This is a genomic window from Herminiimonas contaminans, assembly GCF_015645465.1.
Lineage (GTDB): Bacteria > Pseudomonadota > Gammaproteobacteria > Burkholderiales > Burkholderiaceae_D > Oxalicibacterium > Oxalicibacterium contaminans.
Genome location: NZ_JADOEL010000003.1, coordinates 1 through 15,877 on the forward strand (window position 1 = coordinate 1; position 15,877 = coordinate 15,877).

Below are 15,877 nucleotides of genomic sequence, written 5' to 3' on the forward strand. Positions count from 1 at the left end.
TCCGATCTGCCAACTGCCCGAGCTGCCGCCGCCGCCGATGCCCGTCCCCAAAGATCCATTAGGGTCGTGCCAGTGCCCCTGCAGCGTGTCGGCCTTGAAGCTACCCATAGTCCTTGCATTTGCAGTGCAAACGTTATTTAAAAGGAGATTTACCCATGAAATGCATAGATGTTTTCCAAGCCGATTACAAAGGCTTTCTTTTGTTTCAAACCGTCGCAAACGAGTTGGCGCTGGCGCCAGGCGTTTTCAATCGTCCATATCTTTCCTATGACGAGCGTCCCCACGAAGCGCCGCCAGGCATGGTGAATCGCCGTAACTTGCCGATCAACGATGCCTGGGTGCTGGTCGAAGATCACCGTGATGACGTTCTGTACTACGTAGTGGCGCCTGCGACTGAAGAAAAGCCAGCCGTGATCGCCCAGTACCACCTGGACCAGCTGGTGGAGGTCGATGGTGTGCAGGTCAGCTATGACGGCGGTGGACCGATCCCGTACTGGCTCACGGATGTCGCGCCGGTACCGGCTCCAGCTCCAGCTCCAGAACAACTCACGTAAACCAAAGGAGACGCCATGGCTGAACCAACAAGCTCCACGGCTGCGATCGCGTTCGCCGGTGGGGCGATCACATTGACCGGCTCACTGATGGGCGTGCAATACGACACCCTGCTGGCCGGTTTTACTGGCGGTCTGATCTCGCTGTCGTATCAATCGGCATCCCTTTCGCCACTGCGGGTGATAGGAGGGCTGGCCGGTTCAGCACTACTGGCCGGATTCTGCGCGCCAGTTCTTGCACTCGGGGCGTTCTATTACGTGCCATGGATGCGCGACCTGGGAGATTTCCTGCGGATTGCCCTGGCCGGTCTGCTCGGCATATGCGCACATGTTTTGATTCCAGCGGCCCTGGCCTTGTTGCCTGCAGCGATCGACTGGGTCCGCGATTGGTTTCGCTCAAAGAAAGGGACGCCGCCATGATCCAACTGGTCATATCAATGCTTGCCGCCTTGGTCATCGTGATTCACGGAATTTTCTTCGTGATCAACAACATGAATCGCTTTACACCTTGTGGCATGCGCTTCGCCTGGATCCTGATCACCGCCGGTGGCATGGCCGAGCTGCTGATCCCCATTTTTTACCCGCGAAATCCGTCGATACCGGAAACGATCCTGGTCGTCGGTATCGCCGTTTTTATCCTGGCTGAACGCCGCGAACGCATTGTTTATCGGAGGCCGTTATGAGCTCAATTGCTGTAGTCGAATCAATCACCCTGGCGCAGTACTTCATGAACCGTGAACGTCTTTACGGTAGTGAGCTGACGGCCGAGTATCGGGCCAATGCTGCATTAACGGTCGAACGCATCAACAAACTGATTGCTGCTTTTTCAGCCGACGGGGTGGTGCAGGAGATCCGTCCGGACACGAAATCGCCGGTGTCGAGCGGATGGCGGCCGGGTGCGATCAATGCAGGTACCAAGGGCGCTGCGCCTCGCAGCAAGCATTTAACCTGCCAGGCATGCGATTTGTACGACCCTGATGGCGATATCGACGCCTGGGCGCTGAAGCATCCCGAAGTGCTGACAAAAATCGGCCTATGGCAAGAGCATCCTTCAGCGACCAAAACCTGGGCACATTTCCAGATCGTGCCGCCACGATCCGGCAACCGTGTTTTTTATCCTTGAGGCGGCCATGAAATTCATCGAGCCATATATCGGAATACTAAAAGCGATCGCATTCCTGGCGGTCGTCCTGGGCTTGCTGTGGGCCGGTATGCGAATAGAGCGCGCCGGCTGGGTCGAAAAGGAAAAGAAGGCGGTAGAAAAAGCCCTCGATGGTGAGCGCGAATTGCGTGCAGTGAGCGATGGCTGGACATCCGATTACATCAACCGTATAGCGAAACAACTGGAGGCCGCACGTGCAAAACCGAAAATTACCCTTGTCAATGACTGCCCTGTGCCTGCTGCTGTTGGCGGGATGCTCAACGACGCCCAGCGGATGCATGCAGATGCCGGCACTGGATCCAGTCCTGGCACAACCAGCCAGGAAGTTGATTCCGCATGCGCAGCCGAGCTCGACATCGCCAAGCGAAACTATGCCGAAGTCTGCGTCCCCAACGCCGAGCAGCTGACGGAAATCCAGACTCGCTGGGAAAAGACGCGGAAACTCATCAGCGGGAAATAGCCGGATCGACGTTACTTCAATGCGTGCGTATGGTCATTGGTCGGGATGTCGAACATTGGATGACGCAATAGACGTTGCTCGAGGCGCTGCGCTTTCAATGTCGCCAGCTGTCGTCGACCACGCGGGCTACGGGCAAGCTTTTGTGCAAGCTCTCTCCCTCGGGGGTGGTAATAGCGCATGACCATCCTTAAGTCCTTTTGCCCATTGATTTTGGCCATGTCATGAGGATCAAAGATGGTGGCAAGGACGGATGTCGATTCGTGCCGCAGGTCGTGAAGGCGCAGATCAATGAAGTAAGAGGGATTCGCACGTCGGCCATATTTACTGCATAGCGATTCGTATTTTTCCCGTGCGCGTTGCCGAGCTCGGATAAATGCCCTGGTGACCGAACCTGGCGCCATAGTGAATACTTTTCCGCGTAGCGGCTTGCCGGTCAGATAGACACGAAGTGTTTCCTTTGCAAATGGCGAAAGCGGTACCTCGCGGGAAGTGCCATTTTTTGTATTGAACAGCTTGACTACCCCGTGAACGAGGTCAATGTGTTCTCTGTAGATCCCACAGATTTCACTACGGCGCATGCTGGTCTCAGACGCCAAAACGGCGATGGTTGGCATTTCAAGCGATCGCGATGATTGGATGATCCACTGAAGCTCGTTTCTCGGGCATTCGCCTTCTGATACGCCACGGAGTTTGATTTGGTCGAAGATCCGACGATCCCGTGAATCCGCTACAGACGGTCGGCGAACCAACTGGGCAGGGTTGGCCAGCTCGGTCCAGCCCCAATCCTTGCGCAACACAGTAAAGACGTGAGACAGGAAGGCGAGTCGTCGCACTACCGTGGCGGCCGCTTTGTCCTTTAGCCATTCGTCTCGTAGTTCAATCAAGTCTGTATTGCGGATCCGATCGATAGGCCTGCCAGCCAGCCTGGTACCAAGCCACACGCGTGCAATGGAACGCTCCGCTTCCGCCCCTTTTTTTCTAATGGACACTTCGGATACGTATCTGGTGATGATTGCTGCGAGAGTGGGGATGAAAGGACGGCGAAGGCGATTGGATGGTTTCATTGAGATTTGAAAATTCTGTCTGTTGCAACAGATGGGATTGAGATGTGGCAGATCTTGATTGCGCCGGTAGAGATGGCGTCACCTCAGAAAACTAATCCGGGATGATGGTGCGGATATCCGCTTGCTCATGGGTTGTAAAGCCATGATCTTCGGCCAGCACGCGCTGCCAATCGTCGCCCAGTTTGTCGTCGCGGAGTGTCCAGGACTTGGACTCTAATCCGTAGGTGTGGATTGCCGCGTCAGGGAGTTTTTTTCGAATCAGCGAGATCAGTTTGAATGTGTCGTGATAGTTCCCACAATACGTACGGTAGCCAATGTGAACAGACCTTATTGCAGATCGACTGATCGGCAACAGGAAGCGACTGCATTCGTCAGCCGTTTCATTCGGAAGGAATTTGGCGTCAGCGTTAATCAATGTCTGAGCTGATTTGACCACGCGCACTTCTTCCTCATAGTGCCATTCACTGCTTTTATAAAGAAAAATTCGCGATAAGGCTTCAATGAAATTTTCATCAAATCTGCTTAACTGGCCAGCAAAGATATGTGCGCTTTCAGAAGCGTTGTAGTAGTCCGTTGGCTTCGACTTTGTGTAGATGATGTTGCCGTGCTTTGCAGGAAGAACGCAGGTCATCTCGTCGTTTAAGCCGGCATCATTACAGTCAATACCAAATACCAATCCAGTGTGTCCCACTCCGTAGTGTGACCACATAATCGGATTCAATGGATTGCGTGTCAGCGAAAGTATGGGGTAGCTGGTACTTATCGCATGGTAGCGGTTGTATGGACCCCAGAAAGAATCACCAGGGTGATCACCGGCTTTCGTTTCAAATGGGTCATTCAAATGAGGGCATTTGGTGAACGACAGCGCCCCGCTAGCGAGTATTTTTTTCCCAGTTGCTAGATCCACATACTTGTAAAGAATCATCGGTATATAGCCATTTATTTCTTTGTCGTCGTTGCGTAGTCGGCCATCGCATTTGCAACCTGCGCCACCGCTAGGCGATTCTCTGGCGTCATGGTGCGGTAATTGCCGAGGAGGGCGTTTTCGTCCGGCGTGGCTGGGAATAATTCGGGCTGCAGGTAACGGGAGAAAAACTGTTCGTCTACTTCTTCAATGCTGTCGGTACTCAGTATTGCGTCAGGGGCTTCAAAGAGTCTGTAAGTGCCGACATTGCCTTTTTCAATTGCTGAGAATCTTTCGGGTGTGGTGGTCACTACTCTGAATGTCTTCCGACCTCTCTTTAGACGGGTGATGGTGGCTTTACCGATCGGTGCTGCGATGACCTCAACGATGGTGTATTCCACCCGGCGCATCACTTGATGTCCGTCCGAATCTTTCCCGTCCTTGACATCAAATGATCCAGGCTGTGACAGCACTATCAGTAACCGGCGCCCGTCGGTGACCAGGGTGATGGTCCAGTGTTCTTCCAGATACTCATCAAGCAGCTCGGCTGCATCTTCATCGTTTGTTCTGGCGCTGACATAAAAGGGTGCGCCGTGACCTTCCAGTAACCAGTCCGTCCGGACATTCTCCGTACGGTGAAAACAGGCCAGTGTTTCACCGCTTAAGCCCCCGTCCAGTTTCATTACTTTTTCGATCGATCCTTTATTGACACCTATGCGCTTCGCCCACGGGTAAAGAGTGCGGCCGTCAGCGAGTAGCTCTATGCGCTGCGGAAGAGTGGTTGAAGCAATTTTCATAGACGAATTTCATGACGAGCAAAAATAGCTTTGCAATTCACCAAAAGGTGACTACAATTCCCCAAAAGATGAATATATAAAAAGTATTAGGGTTTTTATATAAAAGTTAAATCCAAGTATAGCAAACGTAACCACGACCATGACGACCAAAAAACCACTCCGTAAAGCCGCTTCATCGACTAAACCACGTGCCGTCAAGACCAAGCAAGTCATGGTCACCTTCGGCGTGCGTAGCGAAAAACTGAAAAAAGAGTTTGATCGCTTGTGGAAAAAAACAGACTTAAGCGAGGCTGGATTCGCCCGTGAGCTGATTAAAGAGGGCATCGAATTACGCCTCCTGAAGAAATAGAAAAAGCCCGTCGACCGCGCCAACGGTCGAGCGGGCTTTGTTTTTCCCCCATCCTGCCGGATGAGCTACCACTACTACATGCAACGTTTAGTGTAGCGAAACCGGCAAAAAGTTTAGGTGTTAATTTTTTGTCAGGATTCACATGTCAACAAGCAATAAGCGTCTGCGTGCCGGTCCCCCGGCCGATGTGCAGGAGGCGTTCCGCGCCACGGTCTACGATCACGGCGTGCCGGAAATGGCAGCAAAGATCGGTACGCCGACGGGCACGCTATATAACAAGTGCAACCTGAACGAAACCAGCCCACACAAACCATCCTTGTCTGATGCGGTCCTGGTCCAGGTGGTATCTGGTGATACGCGCATCGTCGAAGCAATGGCGTTCACCCTTGGCGGCACCTTCCTGAAACTCCCGACGGTCGACGGCGTATCTGACGCTGCGCTGATGGAAATGCTCTGCCAGATCCGCATTGAAGATGGCCACTTCCATTTAGAGCTGCAGAAGGCTCTGCGCGACAAGAAATTTTCAAAAGACGAATTCGCCAAGATCAAAAGCGAGGCCATGCAGTACGTCACGGCCATCCTGGAAGCCACCAAACGTATTGAGGGACTTGTCGATGACTAAGTCCCACCGCCCAATTCCGGCAACGCTTGTACGTGCCGGCATCACTCAAGTCGTCGACAACATCCCGCCAGGTATGTGCGTCGGTGGATTTGAATCCGCGTTCGTCCGTCTTTTCAAGACGGAAATTATCAAGAAGTGTTTTGTGCCGGGAGATAACCGTGTCGAGAACATGCCATCCATATCAAAAAAGCCTACCTCTGAAAGTAGTGGTCAGGGAACCGACCGACGAGGATCTGCGCGAAGCGTACGCAGCTTGCCAGCTGGACCCAAACCGCCTGCCATTCGAAAAGGCCGTAGCGATCAAGGCGATCTTCCTGGGACTAAGACACACGGCTAGAGCTGCAATTATCAGACGAGGTGGGAAATGACCTTCAAGAATTTCTGCGATGGGGTGATCGCCGTGGCCTTTGCTTTGATCGCCTTGGTACTGATGAGCGCGCTGGATCCACCACCGTTTTAAAGCATCACCGAGTACTTCCCCCGACGAAAGGGCGTCGGGTTCATTCACTAACCGCATGGAGAACCACATGCTTCACCACTATTTACCACCTGATGAGCAAAAGCAGCTCATCGATGCGGCCGGAACGTCGGCTGCATTACTAGATCGCCGCGATCATGCCTGGATGCGTGCCTTGCTGTATTCAGGCCTGCGTATACAAGAATTTGCGCTGATTAAATTGGGCACTGCTCTGACCGCGCTGCGCGGCAAGTATCTGTTCATTCCGCGTGAGGATCGTAAGGGTAAGTTCCGCGACCACAAAGTTTTCGTTACCGAGCAGCTGCGCTCTTCGCTCACTGATCTAGTCACTATCCATTTTGAAATGGTCGGCGATAGCAAGTCGAACCTCGACCACGCACTGATCATCAGCCGTCAGTCAGGGCAAAGCGGCCAGCCGATGAGCGTTCGTTCTTATCAGCTCCGCATCAAGTACTGGGCCAAGGTCGCCGGATTAACGTCGGATGTGTCACCGCACTGGCTGCGCCATACCCGGGCAATGAACATCATGCGCAATAGCCAGGCAAAGGACCCGCGCGGCGTGACGCAACAGGCGCTTGGCCATGTCTCCATCAGTAGTACTGGTATCTATACCGGTGTGCTACGCGAAGAGCTGGAGAGTGCGCTGACGCAGACGGATACGGTGCCATCCAAGCGTGTGAGCCTGAAGCAGTTGCGTGCCGACTTTGAACGGAGCGCAAGTTGATCCGTTTTAAACACACCAAAGAGGTGATAGGGCGTGAAGTCACCCACAAGGGAATGCGCGCCGGTCTGGTCACTGAAGTACGACACAACATCCCTAATGGCCGGCTCTACGCATTCGTTCAACCGCACAACCCTGGCGACAGTGAGCGTCGTTTGCCGATCGACGAACTTGAATACTTTGAAAACAAATGAACACATCAAAACTCTTTAGGCAGACAGTGAAAGCGCTTGCCGATGAATATCACCTGCGCCTGCACACGCTGACGCAGAACATGACTGCAGTCAATGAATTGAATCAGGCGTGCATAGACCTGGCGCTGCTACCGATCGTGCAGGTCAGCGACTGTGGCACCTTGCGTCTTACCGCTATGTCTGTTGGTCCTGTGGTGACTGACGAATTGTGGTCCCGTATCGCTGCGCATCGCTTTGAAGTCGGCAGCCCCCGCCTGTATGCGTCGGATCCGTCGCGCCAGCATTTCGAATCGTTCCTCAAACGCAATGGCCATAGATTCAATCTGGTCTATAGCGTCAATCGTGTGTCATCGACAGCGGCGGTGCCAGCATGAAGAAATTACTGCTCACCGACGAATCGCTCACTGCAGAAATTATCAAGGCTGCGGCGTATGCGTCGAATCAGCCTGCAAGTGATGCCATGACTGTCTTTGTTGCCCGGCTTTGTGGTGGCATTGAAAAGATCGCCCCTCAGTCGCATCGCACATTGATGGACATGCTGATCCCACCTGCATCGCGCCCAAGCAATGACGCCTGATCACTTCATTCAAGCCTGGATCCTGTTCTCCAGCAGCTTGGCTGTGGCACTGATGGTGAAGCCGAACGGCCGCTTCCATCACCACGGCTGCTGGATTGGATTGATTGGCCAGCCAGCCTGGTACTACACCAGCTGGCAGTCTGGCCAATGGGGACAGTTCCTTGCTTGTTTCGTTTTTACCGGCAGTTTCATGTTCGGCGTCTTCTGTCACTGCCGACGAATATTCAAGGGGTAACAAGATGAATAATTTTCCTGCAGGGCTCGTACGCAATTTTAACGAGCCATCTCCCGTGATCTACCGCGCTATGGATCATTTGATCGGCGCCCGTGCCGGGGTCACCCTCATGGTGCCGGTGACTGCGTCGACCGGCAAGCTTGACGACCTGGTGGATCAATGTCCGATACCGCACCTGGAGGCATCCGCAATTCTGGACGCTGACTATGCCGGTGCGGAAGTACTCGACATCGGTTGCATCGTTGCATCGAGCCGCTGGCGTCGCCTGGACCATGGTTCCAGTGTCTATGCGTTTGCGAGGCAGCTGCTTGATGCCTTCCTGGCCGATGACGGTGTGCATGCATATGACCAGGCGTGGCGTCACACGCAGATCCGACTGAGCGCCGGCGGCCAGCCTTGTCGGGTACTGATGGGACAGTCTGGCGTTCGCCTGGCACTCACTCCTGACTTTCTGGAGGGCTTCCTGTGAAGGATTCGACCATCAAAGTCAGCATGGCTATGCCTGCGATCGCCGATGCCCTGGATAAATTTATCGAGGGCGTTGCCGGTGAGCGGATCGGGTTCACCTTGTTGGTTTTTACTGACGAACGGGCTAGCTATATCAGCAACGTTCCACGCGTCGACAGCGTGCGCGAGATTAAAAATCTGCTTGCCGACTGGGAAGCAGGATTGCCAGACGTTCCAGCCCACAAGGTGCATTGATGACTAAGTCTAAGGGAATACTGAAACCACGCCATAACTGGACAGACGAGCAGATTGCAATTCTACAGAGCCGATATGCGAACGAACGAACTGCGCTCCTTGCAGCTGAAATTGGGTGTGGATTGCATGTCATTTACAAAATGGCCACCAAGCTGCAATTGAAAAAATCTGAGGAATTTCTGCAGAGTGCAGATTCTGGTCGTATCAAAAATTTGACATCGATTGGTGCGCAGTATCGATTTCCGAAAGGGCACCAGCCGGCGAACAAAGGCAAGAAAATGCCGGGCTTCGCACCTGGTCGAATGGCCGAGACGCAGTATGCCAAAGGAAATGTGCCCCCCAATTACCTTCCACTCGGTAGTGAACGGTATTCGAAGGAAGGCTACCTGCAACGCAAGATGACAGATACCGGCTACCCGCCGAAAGACTGGGTACCAGTGCATTGGCTGCTTTGGATTCAGCATAACGGCCCGATTCCTTCGGGTCATCGTGTTTGCTTTAAAGACAGAAATAAGAAAAACATCGTTATTGAAAATCTCGAATTGCTTTCGGTTGCAGAAATGATGAAACGCAACTCAAGGCATAACTATCCAGCGGAAATTAACGAAGTAATTTACGCACGCGCAAGCCTAACCAGACATATCAATAAGAGGTTGAAAAATGAGCGAACAGAAAACGATAAGTGACCTTCGGGCAATGTTATTTGAAACGATCGCGGCGGTGAAAGATGGAACGCTGGAGATAGAAAAGGCGAAGGTTATTTCTGAACTGTCGCAGGTCATGGTCAATACCGCCAAGGCCGAAGTCGACAATGCAAAAGCGACCGGTGGCGTCGGTAGCGGCTTCCTGGAGTCCGCACCGGTGGCTGTGCCAGATGGTGCGCTTCCAAATGGCATCACCGGTATCACGCGCCATGTGTTGCGGGGATGATCATGACTCACACGTGTCACATCCCCAATTGTTCGAAACCAGTCAAACCGGAACTGCTCATGTGCCTGGTCCACTGGCGCATGGTTCCTGAAGCATTGAAACGTGACGTGTGGAAGTGCTATCGCCGCGGCCAGTGCGATGACAAAAAGCCTTCGATCGAATACATGGCGGCCGCGCGTGCCGCAATCGACGCCGTTCAAACCAAACTACAACTGAAAGCAGATCGTAATGGCTCTCTCCCGCTTATTTAAGTTCGCTGTATCGAAGCGTGAACTGGTGATGGTAAAGCACTCGGTGTGCTTGAAACCCAATACAGCCGTGTTGCTGACACCAAGGGATCGCAACGGCATTGAATCGAGACCGCAAGGTGTCATTGTCAGTTGGTTGTTCTGGCAGCTGCGTATCGATTTTAAATTCTAATTTTTAAGGAAACGATCATGGATAAAACATCGAAGAAGATTTTGGGGGCGCCAGCTGTTGGCCAGGAAGATAAAGAACAAGCCGCTGCTATTTTTCAGGCCGCACGTGAAGAACGCGAACAAGCTCAGAAGGCTTTACCTAACATCCGCCGCGATGGCCGGGATGCGCTTGTCAGATTGGTGAACATTGCACGGGGTGATTCGGGGCAGTGCCGCCATGTCGCGGTGTTCCTTCTCAGTCTGTACAACGGCAGTCGATTCAAATTCGATCTTACTGATTTTCGTTGCTTAGACAAGTCGATATTTGACGACTGCATGGCTGTGCTGAAAATGGATCGCACACCTGCGATGGAAGTGCATATGTATTTCGAAAATGGCGGTGAGATTTGGGAGCAATTAGCCAGGGATTGGCTTGTTCCTGATCGCCGGAAGTTACGTCTCGCTTTGTGTACTGCGTCGTTCACCGGTTATGACAAAGAACAAAATGCAATCAACGAGAAGTTAGTCGCAGATTACTTGGCCAGCCGCGCAATCTGAAGCCACACACAAATTCAAAAGAGACGTAATGGCTTCCATAAAAGAATTACAAAACAGAATTGATCTTCATGATTTGGCTGATCGCCTCGGATTAAAGCGAGGAAAGGGCGCCAATGCGAACTATCACAGTCCGCATCATCCTGATAAAAGCCCCTCGATCGGAATCAAGAAAGATGGCAGGTCCTTTGTGGATTACAGCGGTGGCGATTCGCCACACAGCAAAGGATCATGCATTGATCTGATCATGTGGGTGCAGGGCATCACCGATATCGGTGAAGCAATGAGTGAGCTGCACGATATGTACGCAATCCCACGTGACAAGAAACAGCAACCGGATGATCCACCTGCAGAGAAATCGCTTGCCGAATTTATAGCCGATCGCTGTATTGGCCAGGCACTGGAGGTGCGCGAGTACTTGAACGGCCGCGGCATCAGCGACTTGGTTATCGATCGCGCTATCAAGGCGAAGACACTCGGGTTTAATTCGCATACGTCGAAGAAGGTGAAATCAGGCGAGGTCGGCCACGGTGGTCCTGCAGCTGCTTTCATTGTCCGCCACCCGACGACTAATGCCGTGCTTTCGGTGGATCTGCGCTTTCTGGATCCAGCGATTAACGGCGACGTTAAAACTCAGTCCCATGGTGAAAAGTTCGGCGTGCTGTGGTGCAGCGACTGGAAGCGCCTGAAAGGGGCTGCACGCGTTTATATCGTCGAGTCCGCTACGAATGCATTGTCGATCGAGACGGCCGACCCGAAAGCCGTCGTGATCGCCTTGCGCGGCCTGGGTAATGTGGATTTGTGCGATTGGTCCTTCCTTCGCGGCAAGCACGTGATCATTTGCCTGGATAACGATCAACCATTTGCCGACGGCCACAAAATGGCTGGCCATCGCCCGGGCCCGGAAGCTGCCTGGAAACTCATCGAGAAGATGGTGTCCTTGAACATCGGGGCCATGCTGGTCGACCAGGTGGACTGGAAGGACGAGGACGACGAGCCGATCAATGATGTCAATGACATGCTGAAGGACATTGGTCCGGAGAAGCTGCGCGCTGCGCTGGATAAGTTCGAACCGTGGCTGATACCTGGTCTGCCAGCTGAAGCAGGAACACAGGGTAAGAAACGTGTTTACCTTCCTGGCCATGATTTTGCGCAGTACTGGAAGTTTCGCGTACGGACTGATTTCACGAACTACATAGGAAAGACTGAAGAGAAGGACGGCGAGGACGGCGAGAAAATCAAAACACCGATTTACATGGACCTGGCCGGGTTCCGGGTTGCTTCGCTTTCGCGGGTGTCGGTGGCCAGCGCCACGTCGACCATGACCGGGGATCCGGACAACCAGCCGGCGGTCTACTTTTCTGTCTCGGTACAGACGCCTCGCCATGGGCCTGTGCTGCAGCGCCGCGTGATGCAGGACGAGCAGCTGCACAACATCGACGGCTGGAAGAAGTTCGGACCGGTGTGGAATCCTGGCACGTTCTCGCGCATGGTCAACATCCTGGAGCGGACTGCGGATCTCGGTGCCAGGCACGCCGCCAACTTTGTCGGCCTGGCATGGCGTGATGGTGAGCTGATCGTCAACGAAGGGCCGGATTGCTACTTTACCGAGCCGGACAAGCAATGTCCGTATCACAATTTGACCTTCCCGACCGGTACCAAGCGCGAGGCGCGCCAGGTCATCACAGCCTTCCAGGGCACGTTTAAACGGAATGCGGCGTTACTTCCCTTGGTCTGGTCGCTTGGAGGGCACCTGAAGGCGCTCCTGGGCTTCTGGCCACACATGATGATCCAGTCTGACAAAGGGTCCGGCAAGTCGACCCTGATCAAGCGCCTAGAGCGTGCGATCGGTATGACTATGTTCTCCGGCCAGTCGCTGCAGACAGAATTCCGCTTGCTGACATCGATTAGCCATACTTCCCACCCGGTCGGGTGGGAAGAACTGTCCGCACGCCGGCAGGAAGTGATCGACAAGGCCGTCGGCATGCTGCAAGAGAATTATCAGTACACCGTGACCAGGCGCGGTACCGACATGACCGAGTACTTGCTGGCAGCGCCCGTGCTGCTGGCCGGTGAGGATGTGCCGGTCCGTTCGCTCCTGGGCAAGATCATCCGCACCGATCTGACGGGCAAGAAGGGGCCGATGATGCCGGACGATCTGCCGCGCTTCCCGGTCCGTAGCTGGCTGGAGTTCCTGGCCAAGCTGTCCAAGGCTGAAGTTCTGGAGCGATATCGCCAGGTGCGCGAGATGTGCCTTGGCGCATCCCGCGCAAGTGGTGATGACGATGGTGCCCTGCGTATGTCGGGCAATTACGCCGCGGTTTTCCTTTCTTGGCAGCTGCTGTGTGAATACGCCGGCATCCCGCCTGACCAGGGGGACTTTGACGGGGATCTGTTCGAAACGATGAACCGCCATATCGGCGAAACCAGCGCCGACCGTGAGCCGTGGGTATGGATCATGGAAACAGCGCTGTCTGAGATTGCTGCCGGCCGCTTCAGTTATCCGCATGCCTGGGAAACCGTAGGGGAGCCGCGCCTGCTTGTCCGGACCAGCCACATCATGGATCACATATCCAGCTCGTCAGCACTGCGTGAGAAGTGGAACGGTTTGCCGGTGAAAAGCGATCGCGTTTTCAAAAAACAAATGATCAACGCCGGCGTCATCGATGGCGAACCGTGTGAGCGGACGATCCATAACAGGCGTGTTTCTAACCTGCAGGCGATGCCGTTGGCCAAGCTGGAGCAGTTTGGCTTGTTCGCTACACCTACATCAGTGAAGGAGGATTGATGAAAGCCATATTGAGTACCGTGGTCCGATGGTTTTGGATCGGGTTTTACATTTTTGCGGCGCTGTCAGTGGTTGCCGTGTTCACCATATGCGGGATGGCAATTTAGAGATATGAGCGAAAACACAAAAATAGAATGGGCAGATCACACATTCAACCCGTGGGAAGGCTGCCAGAAAGTGGGGCCTGGCTGTGATCATTGCTATGCAGAGTCGCGCAATGCTCGGTTTGGTGCTGGCACAGCCATCAATTGGGGGCCTGGCGCGCCGCGCCGTCGTACCAGCGTCAGCAACTGGAACAAGCCAGTCATTTGGAACAAGAAACCCTTTTTCCAGTGCGAAGGCTGTGCATGGCGCGGTCACGATGCGAATTTCGCTGGTGGGACACTCACTGAAGGGTTGCCTTCTTGTCCTTCCTGCGACGACATGCGCTTGAAATTGGCACGCCCTCGCGTCTTCTGTGCGTCCCTCGCAGACGTATTCGATAACGAGGTACCACAGCGTTGGCGTCAGGATTTGTTCGATTTGATAACCGACACACCGAATTTGGACTGGCTATTGCTGACGAAGCGTATCGGCAACGCCAAGAAAATGCTCAACGATGTCGCCATGTGCCGTGGTGCACTGCTGACAGCGAATGATGAGTATCGGCCACCAGCGAACGTATGGATCGGCGCGACGATCGTCAATCAAGAGGAAGCCGATCGAGACATTCCAAAACTCTTGTCAGTGCCAGCTGAAAAGCGCTTCTTGAGCATGGAACCACTGTTAAGCCACGTTGATCTGACCGCCGCATATCTGCCGTGTGAAACGAGCCGTGACGGAATCGGAATGGATCCGGAGACTGGCGCGCATGAGTGCTGCAGCGAGTGTGACTACACCGGTATCGGCCCGGAAATGGGTATCGACTGGGTGATTGCAGGTGGCGAAAGTGGACCCGGCGCACGCCCAATGCACCCGAGCTGGATCCGTAGCTTACGCGACCAATGTGTTGCGGCCGAGGTGCCGTTTTTGTTCAAGCAATGGGGCGAGTACTGCGGCGACAGTGCATTTCGAGCTCCAGCTCGTCGCTGGACGATGATGGATCGGAATGGTGTGACGCTTCAGCAAGCCGGCAGCACTGCACGAATGGGATCTATCACCCACGTGGCGAAAGTCGGCAAGGTGGCCGCTGGCCGGCTTCTGGATGGCCGCGAATGGAACGAGGTGCCGCAATGAAGGCGCTATCCATTCGCCAGCCCTGGGCCTGGCTTATCGTCAATGCAGACCTGTATCCGGATCCTAAGCGCATTGAGAACCGCACCTGGTCAACCAAATTACGTAACCAGATCCTGATACATGCAGGTTTGAAGTTCGATCGCGCCGGCTATGACAGCGTCGTGGCCAGCCGTCCTGACCTGGTCGACGTCATGCCGGCACCGGCTGATTTCGAGCGCGGTGGCTTTGTAGGCATCGCGACGGTCGTGGACTGCGTTACAGAGTCGGATAGTTCCTGGTTCTTCGGGCCGCATGGGTTTGTTCTGGCTGATGTTGCGCCTTTTGCATTCAGTCCCCACCGCGGCCAACTTGGCTTCTTTGAGGTGCCAGCCATACCGAAAACCGCGTTTCCCGGCCTCTGGCGTACGTTCAGGGGCATGCCGTTCCAGGTATCGCTCAACGATATAGCGTCCTCGTGTTTTACGGTGCCGAACCTATCAGGGAGATTCCCTCATGAATGATAACTACGTCGCGCCCAATGGCGCTGCATACGCGCTCAAGATCGCCACACCGTCACCGGAGGTACTGCAGCGCCGGTTGAAGAGTGGAATCTACAACTATGACATCGACCAGCTGCAGAAGCGCTGCTCCAAGTGTCGCGACCACTGGCCAGCTGATTCCGAATTCTTCTTTGCAGAGAAATGCAGCGCTGACGGCCTGAGTGAATGGTATAAGGCCTGCTACAAGGACTGGCGCTATCCGAAAGGCCGTAAGGCAGCGGTCGATGCGTCGGCCCCGCTGCCTTCAGCGCCGGCCGTTGCCCACGATTCTGCAACACAGTGACGGCCGTGCCTACTGCCGAGCAGTCTTCCCCCGTACCCCCTGCAAAGAATCAGGGCGGGAACAAGAGCCAAGCTTCAAGGGAAGGGGGGCGATATAGCCAAATTCTATCGATGGGAGCCACGCAGAGCGCAAATAAGCTGTGGATTTCAGTGGATAACTTGCTAAGTCATTGTTTTTAGAAAGGGTTGCTCCCACAGGTCATGTGTGTTTTTCCATGAAATAGATTCAATTTTCCATAGGTGGCAAAAATTGAATGCTCGTTCTTTATCTCTTTATTTCTCTCTCTAAATAATTGAATAGAAAGAAGAATAAGAGGAGAGGAAACGCAAAAAACACCGAGGGAGTGTATCCAC

Annotated in this window: 25 protein-coding genes; 22 read left to right on the forward strand and 3 right to left on the reverse strand. The window is 53.9% G+C overall.

Annotation, left to right across the window (positions count from 1 at the left end; all coding sequences use genetic code 11):
• The first annotated feature begins 155 nt into the window (after positions 1-155).
• From IXC47_RS04450 to IXC47_RS04470, 5 genes are read left to right on the forward strand one after another with little or no spacing between them, the layout of a single operon-like run.
• Positions 156-554, forward strand: a complete 399-nt coding sequence (locus IXC47_RS04450) for a phage tail protein (RefSeq protein WP_195874834.1) — start codon at positions 156-158, stop codon at positions 552-554.
• A 15-nt stretch (positions 555-569) separates the two neighbouring features.
• Positions 570-971, forward strand: coding sequence for a hypothetical protein (locus tag IXC47_RS04455; protein ID WP_195874835.1), 402 nt, complete (start codon positions 570-572; stop codon positions 969-971).
• On the forward strand, positions 968-1,234 hold the full coding sequence (locus IXC47_RS04460) for a hypothetical protein (protein ID WP_195874836.1): 267 nt from the start codon (positions 968-970) through the stop codon (positions 1,232-1,234). Before IXC47_RS04455 ends, IXC47_RS04460 begins: the two co-directional genes overlap by 4 nt.
• A complete protein-coding gene (locus tag IXC47_RS04465) occupies positions 1,231-1,674 on the forward strand; it encodes a hypothetical protein (RefSeq protein ID WP_195874837.1) in 444 nt (147 codons plus the stop codon). The genes IXC47_RS04460 and IXC47_RS04465 overlap by 4 nt, the downstream gene beginning before the upstream one ends.
• Positions 1,675-1,681: 7 nt before the next feature.
• Positions 1,682-2,173: a hypothetical protein gene (locus IXC47_RS04470; RefSeq protein ID WP_195874838.1), complete on the forward strand. Its 492-nt coding sequence runs from the start codon at positions 1,682-1,684 to the stop codon at positions 2,171-2,173.
• Between the two features lie 11 nt (positions 2,174-2,184).
• On the opposite strand, the gene IXC47_RS04475 is transcribed toward IXC47_RS04470, so the two are convergent.
• The 3 genes from IXC47_RS04475 to IXC47_RS04485 all read right to left on the reverse strand — a co-directional run bounded on the left by IXC47_RS04475 (position 2,185) and on the right by IXC47_RS04485 (position 4,938).
• Positions 2,185-3,237 carry a tyrosine-type recombinase/integrase gene (locus tag IXC47_RS04475; RefSeq protein WP_195874839.1) on the reverse strand — a complete coding sequence of 351 codons (1,053 nt, stop codon included), beginning with the start codon at positions 3,235-3,237 and terminating at the stop codon, positions 2,185-2,187.
• A 91-nt stretch (positions 3,238-3,328) separates the two neighbouring features.
• Positions 3,329-4,162, reverse strand: coding sequence for a DUF2971 domain-containing protein (locus IXC47_RS04480; RefSeq protein ID WP_195874840.1), 834 nt, complete (start codon positions 4,160-4,162; stop codon positions 3,329-3,331).
• A gap of 14 nt (positions 4,163-4,176) precedes the next feature.
• Positions 4,177-4,938, reverse strand: coding sequence for a hypothetical protein (locus IXC47_RS04485; protein WP_195874841.1), 762 nt, complete (start codon positions 4,936-4,938; stop codon positions 4,177-4,179).
• Between the two features lie 139 nt (positions 4,939-5,077).
• Between IXC47_RS04485 and IXC47_RS04490 the strand changes: the two genes are divergently transcribed.
• The 17 genes from IXC47_RS04490 (at position 5,078) to IXC47_RS04570 (ending at position 15,524) form a co-directional block, all read left to right on the forward strand.
• On the forward strand, positions 5,078-5,287 hold the full coding sequence (locus IXC47_RS04490; protein WP_195874842.1) for a hypothetical protein: 210 nt from the start codon (positions 5,078-5,080) through the stop codon (positions 5,285-5,287).
• Between the two features lie 142 nt (positions 5,288-5,429).
• Positions 5,430-5,909 carry a phage regulatory CII family protein gene (locus tag IXC47_RS04495; RefSeq protein ID WP_195874843.1) on the forward strand — a complete coding sequence of 160 codons (480 nt, stop codon included), beginning with the start codon at positions 5,430-5,432 and terminating at the stop codon, positions 5,907-5,909.
• A 527-nt stretch (positions 5,910-6,436) separates the two neighbouring features.
• Positions 6,437-7,111, forward strand: coding sequence for a tyrosine-type recombinase/integrase (locus IXC47_RS04500; RefSeq protein ID WP_195874844.1), 675 nt, complete (start codon positions 6,437-6,439; stop codon positions 7,109-7,111).
• Positions 7,108-7,302: a PRC-barrel domain-containing protein gene (locus IXC47_RS04505; RefSeq protein WP_195874845.1), complete on the forward strand. Its 195-nt coding sequence runs from the start codon at positions 7,108-7,110 to the stop codon at positions 7,300-7,302. The genes IXC47_RS04500 and IXC47_RS04505 overlap by 4 nt, the downstream gene beginning before the upstream one ends.
• The gene (locus tag IXC47_RS04510; protein ID WP_195874846.1) at positions 7,299-7,676 is read left to right on the forward strand and encodes a hypothetical protein; all 378 of its coding nucleotides are present in this window, start codon (positions 7,299-7,301) and stop codon (positions 7,674-7,676) included. Before IXC47_RS04505 ends, IXC47_RS04510 begins: the two co-directional genes overlap by 4 nt.
• Positions 7,673-7,879 carry a hypothetical protein gene (locus IXC47_RS04515; protein ID WP_195874847.1) on the forward strand — a complete coding sequence of 69 codons (207 nt, stop codon included), beginning with the start codon at positions 7,673-7,675 and terminating at the stop codon, positions 7,877-7,879. The genes IXC47_RS04510 and IXC47_RS04515 overlap by 4 nt, the downstream gene beginning before the upstream one ends.
• A complete protein-coding gene (locus IXC47_RS04520) occupies positions 7,869-8,114 on the forward strand; it encodes a hypothetical protein (RefSeq protein ID WP_195874848.1) in 246 nt (81 codons plus the stop codon). The genes IXC47_RS04515 and IXC47_RS04520 overlap by 11 nt, the downstream gene beginning before the upstream one ends.
• A gap of 4 nt (positions 8,115-8,118) precedes the next feature.
• Complete coding sequence (locus tag IXC47_RS04525) at positions 8,119-8,583, forward strand: hypothetical protein (RefSeq protein ID WP_195874849.1); 465 nt, start codon at positions 8,119-8,121, stop codon at positions 8,581-8,583.
• Positions 8,580-8,816 (forward strand): hypothetical protein, encoded by a 237-nt coding sequence (locus IXC47_RS04530; protein ID WP_195874850.1) that lies wholly within the window; start codon positions 8,580-8,582, stop codon positions 8,814-8,816. Before IXC47_RS04525 ends, IXC47_RS04530 begins: the two co-directional genes overlap by 4 nt.
• Entirely contained in the window at positions 8,816-9,502 is a 687-nt protein-coding gene (locus IXC47_RS04535; RefSeq protein WP_230089401.1) for an HNH endonuclease signature motif containing protein, read from the forward strand. Before IXC47_RS04530 ends, IXC47_RS04535 begins: the two co-directional genes overlap by 1 nt.
• The gene (locus IXC47_RS04540; protein WP_195874851.1) at positions 9,477-9,746 is read left to right on the forward strand and encodes a hypothetical protein; all 270 of its coding nucleotides are present in this window, start codon (positions 9,477-9,479) and stop codon (positions 9,744-9,746) included. The genes IXC47_RS04535 and IXC47_RS04540 overlap by 26 nt, the downstream gene beginning before the upstream one ends.
• Before the next feature lie 59 nt (positions 9,747-9,805).
• On the forward strand, positions 9,806-9,997 hold the full coding sequence (locus IXC47_RS04545; RefSeq protein WP_195874852.1) for a hypothetical protein: 192 nt from the start codon (positions 9,806-9,808) through the stop codon (positions 9,995-9,997).
• A 186-nt stretch (positions 9,998-10,183) separates the two neighbouring features.
• On the forward strand, positions 10,184-10,702 hold the full coding sequence (locus IXC47_RS04550) for a DUF7673 family protein (RefSeq protein WP_195874853.1): 519 nt from the start codon (positions 10,184-10,186) through the stop codon (positions 10,700-10,702).
• 28 nt (positions 10,703-10,730) lie between these two features.
• The gene (locus IXC47_RS04555; RefSeq protein WP_195874854.1) at positions 10,731-13,487 is read left to right on the forward strand and encodes a toprim domain-containing protein; all 2,757 of its coding nucleotides are present in this window, start codon (positions 10,731-10,733) and stop codon (positions 13,485-13,487) included.
• A 111-nt stretch (positions 13,488-13,598) separates the two neighbouring features.
• Positions 13,599-14,702, forward strand: a complete 1,104-nt coding sequence (locus tag IXC47_RS04560; protein ID WP_195874855.1) for a phage Gp37/Gp68 family protein — start codon at positions 13,599-13,601, stop codon at positions 14,700-14,702.
• On the forward strand, positions 14,699-15,202 hold the full coding sequence (locus tag IXC47_RS04565) for an ASCH domain-containing protein (protein ID WP_195874856.1): 504 nt from the start codon (positions 14,699-14,701) through the stop codon (positions 15,200-15,202). Before IXC47_RS04560 ends, IXC47_RS04565 begins: the two co-directional genes overlap by 4 nt.
• A complete protein-coding gene (locus IXC47_RS04570) occupies positions 15,195-15,524 on the forward strand; it encodes a hypothetical protein (RefSeq protein ID WP_195874857.1) in 330 nt (109 codons plus the stop codon). Before IXC47_RS04565 ends, IXC47_RS04570 begins: the two co-directional genes overlap by 8 nt.
• Positions 15,525-15,877 lie beyond the last annotated feature (353 nt).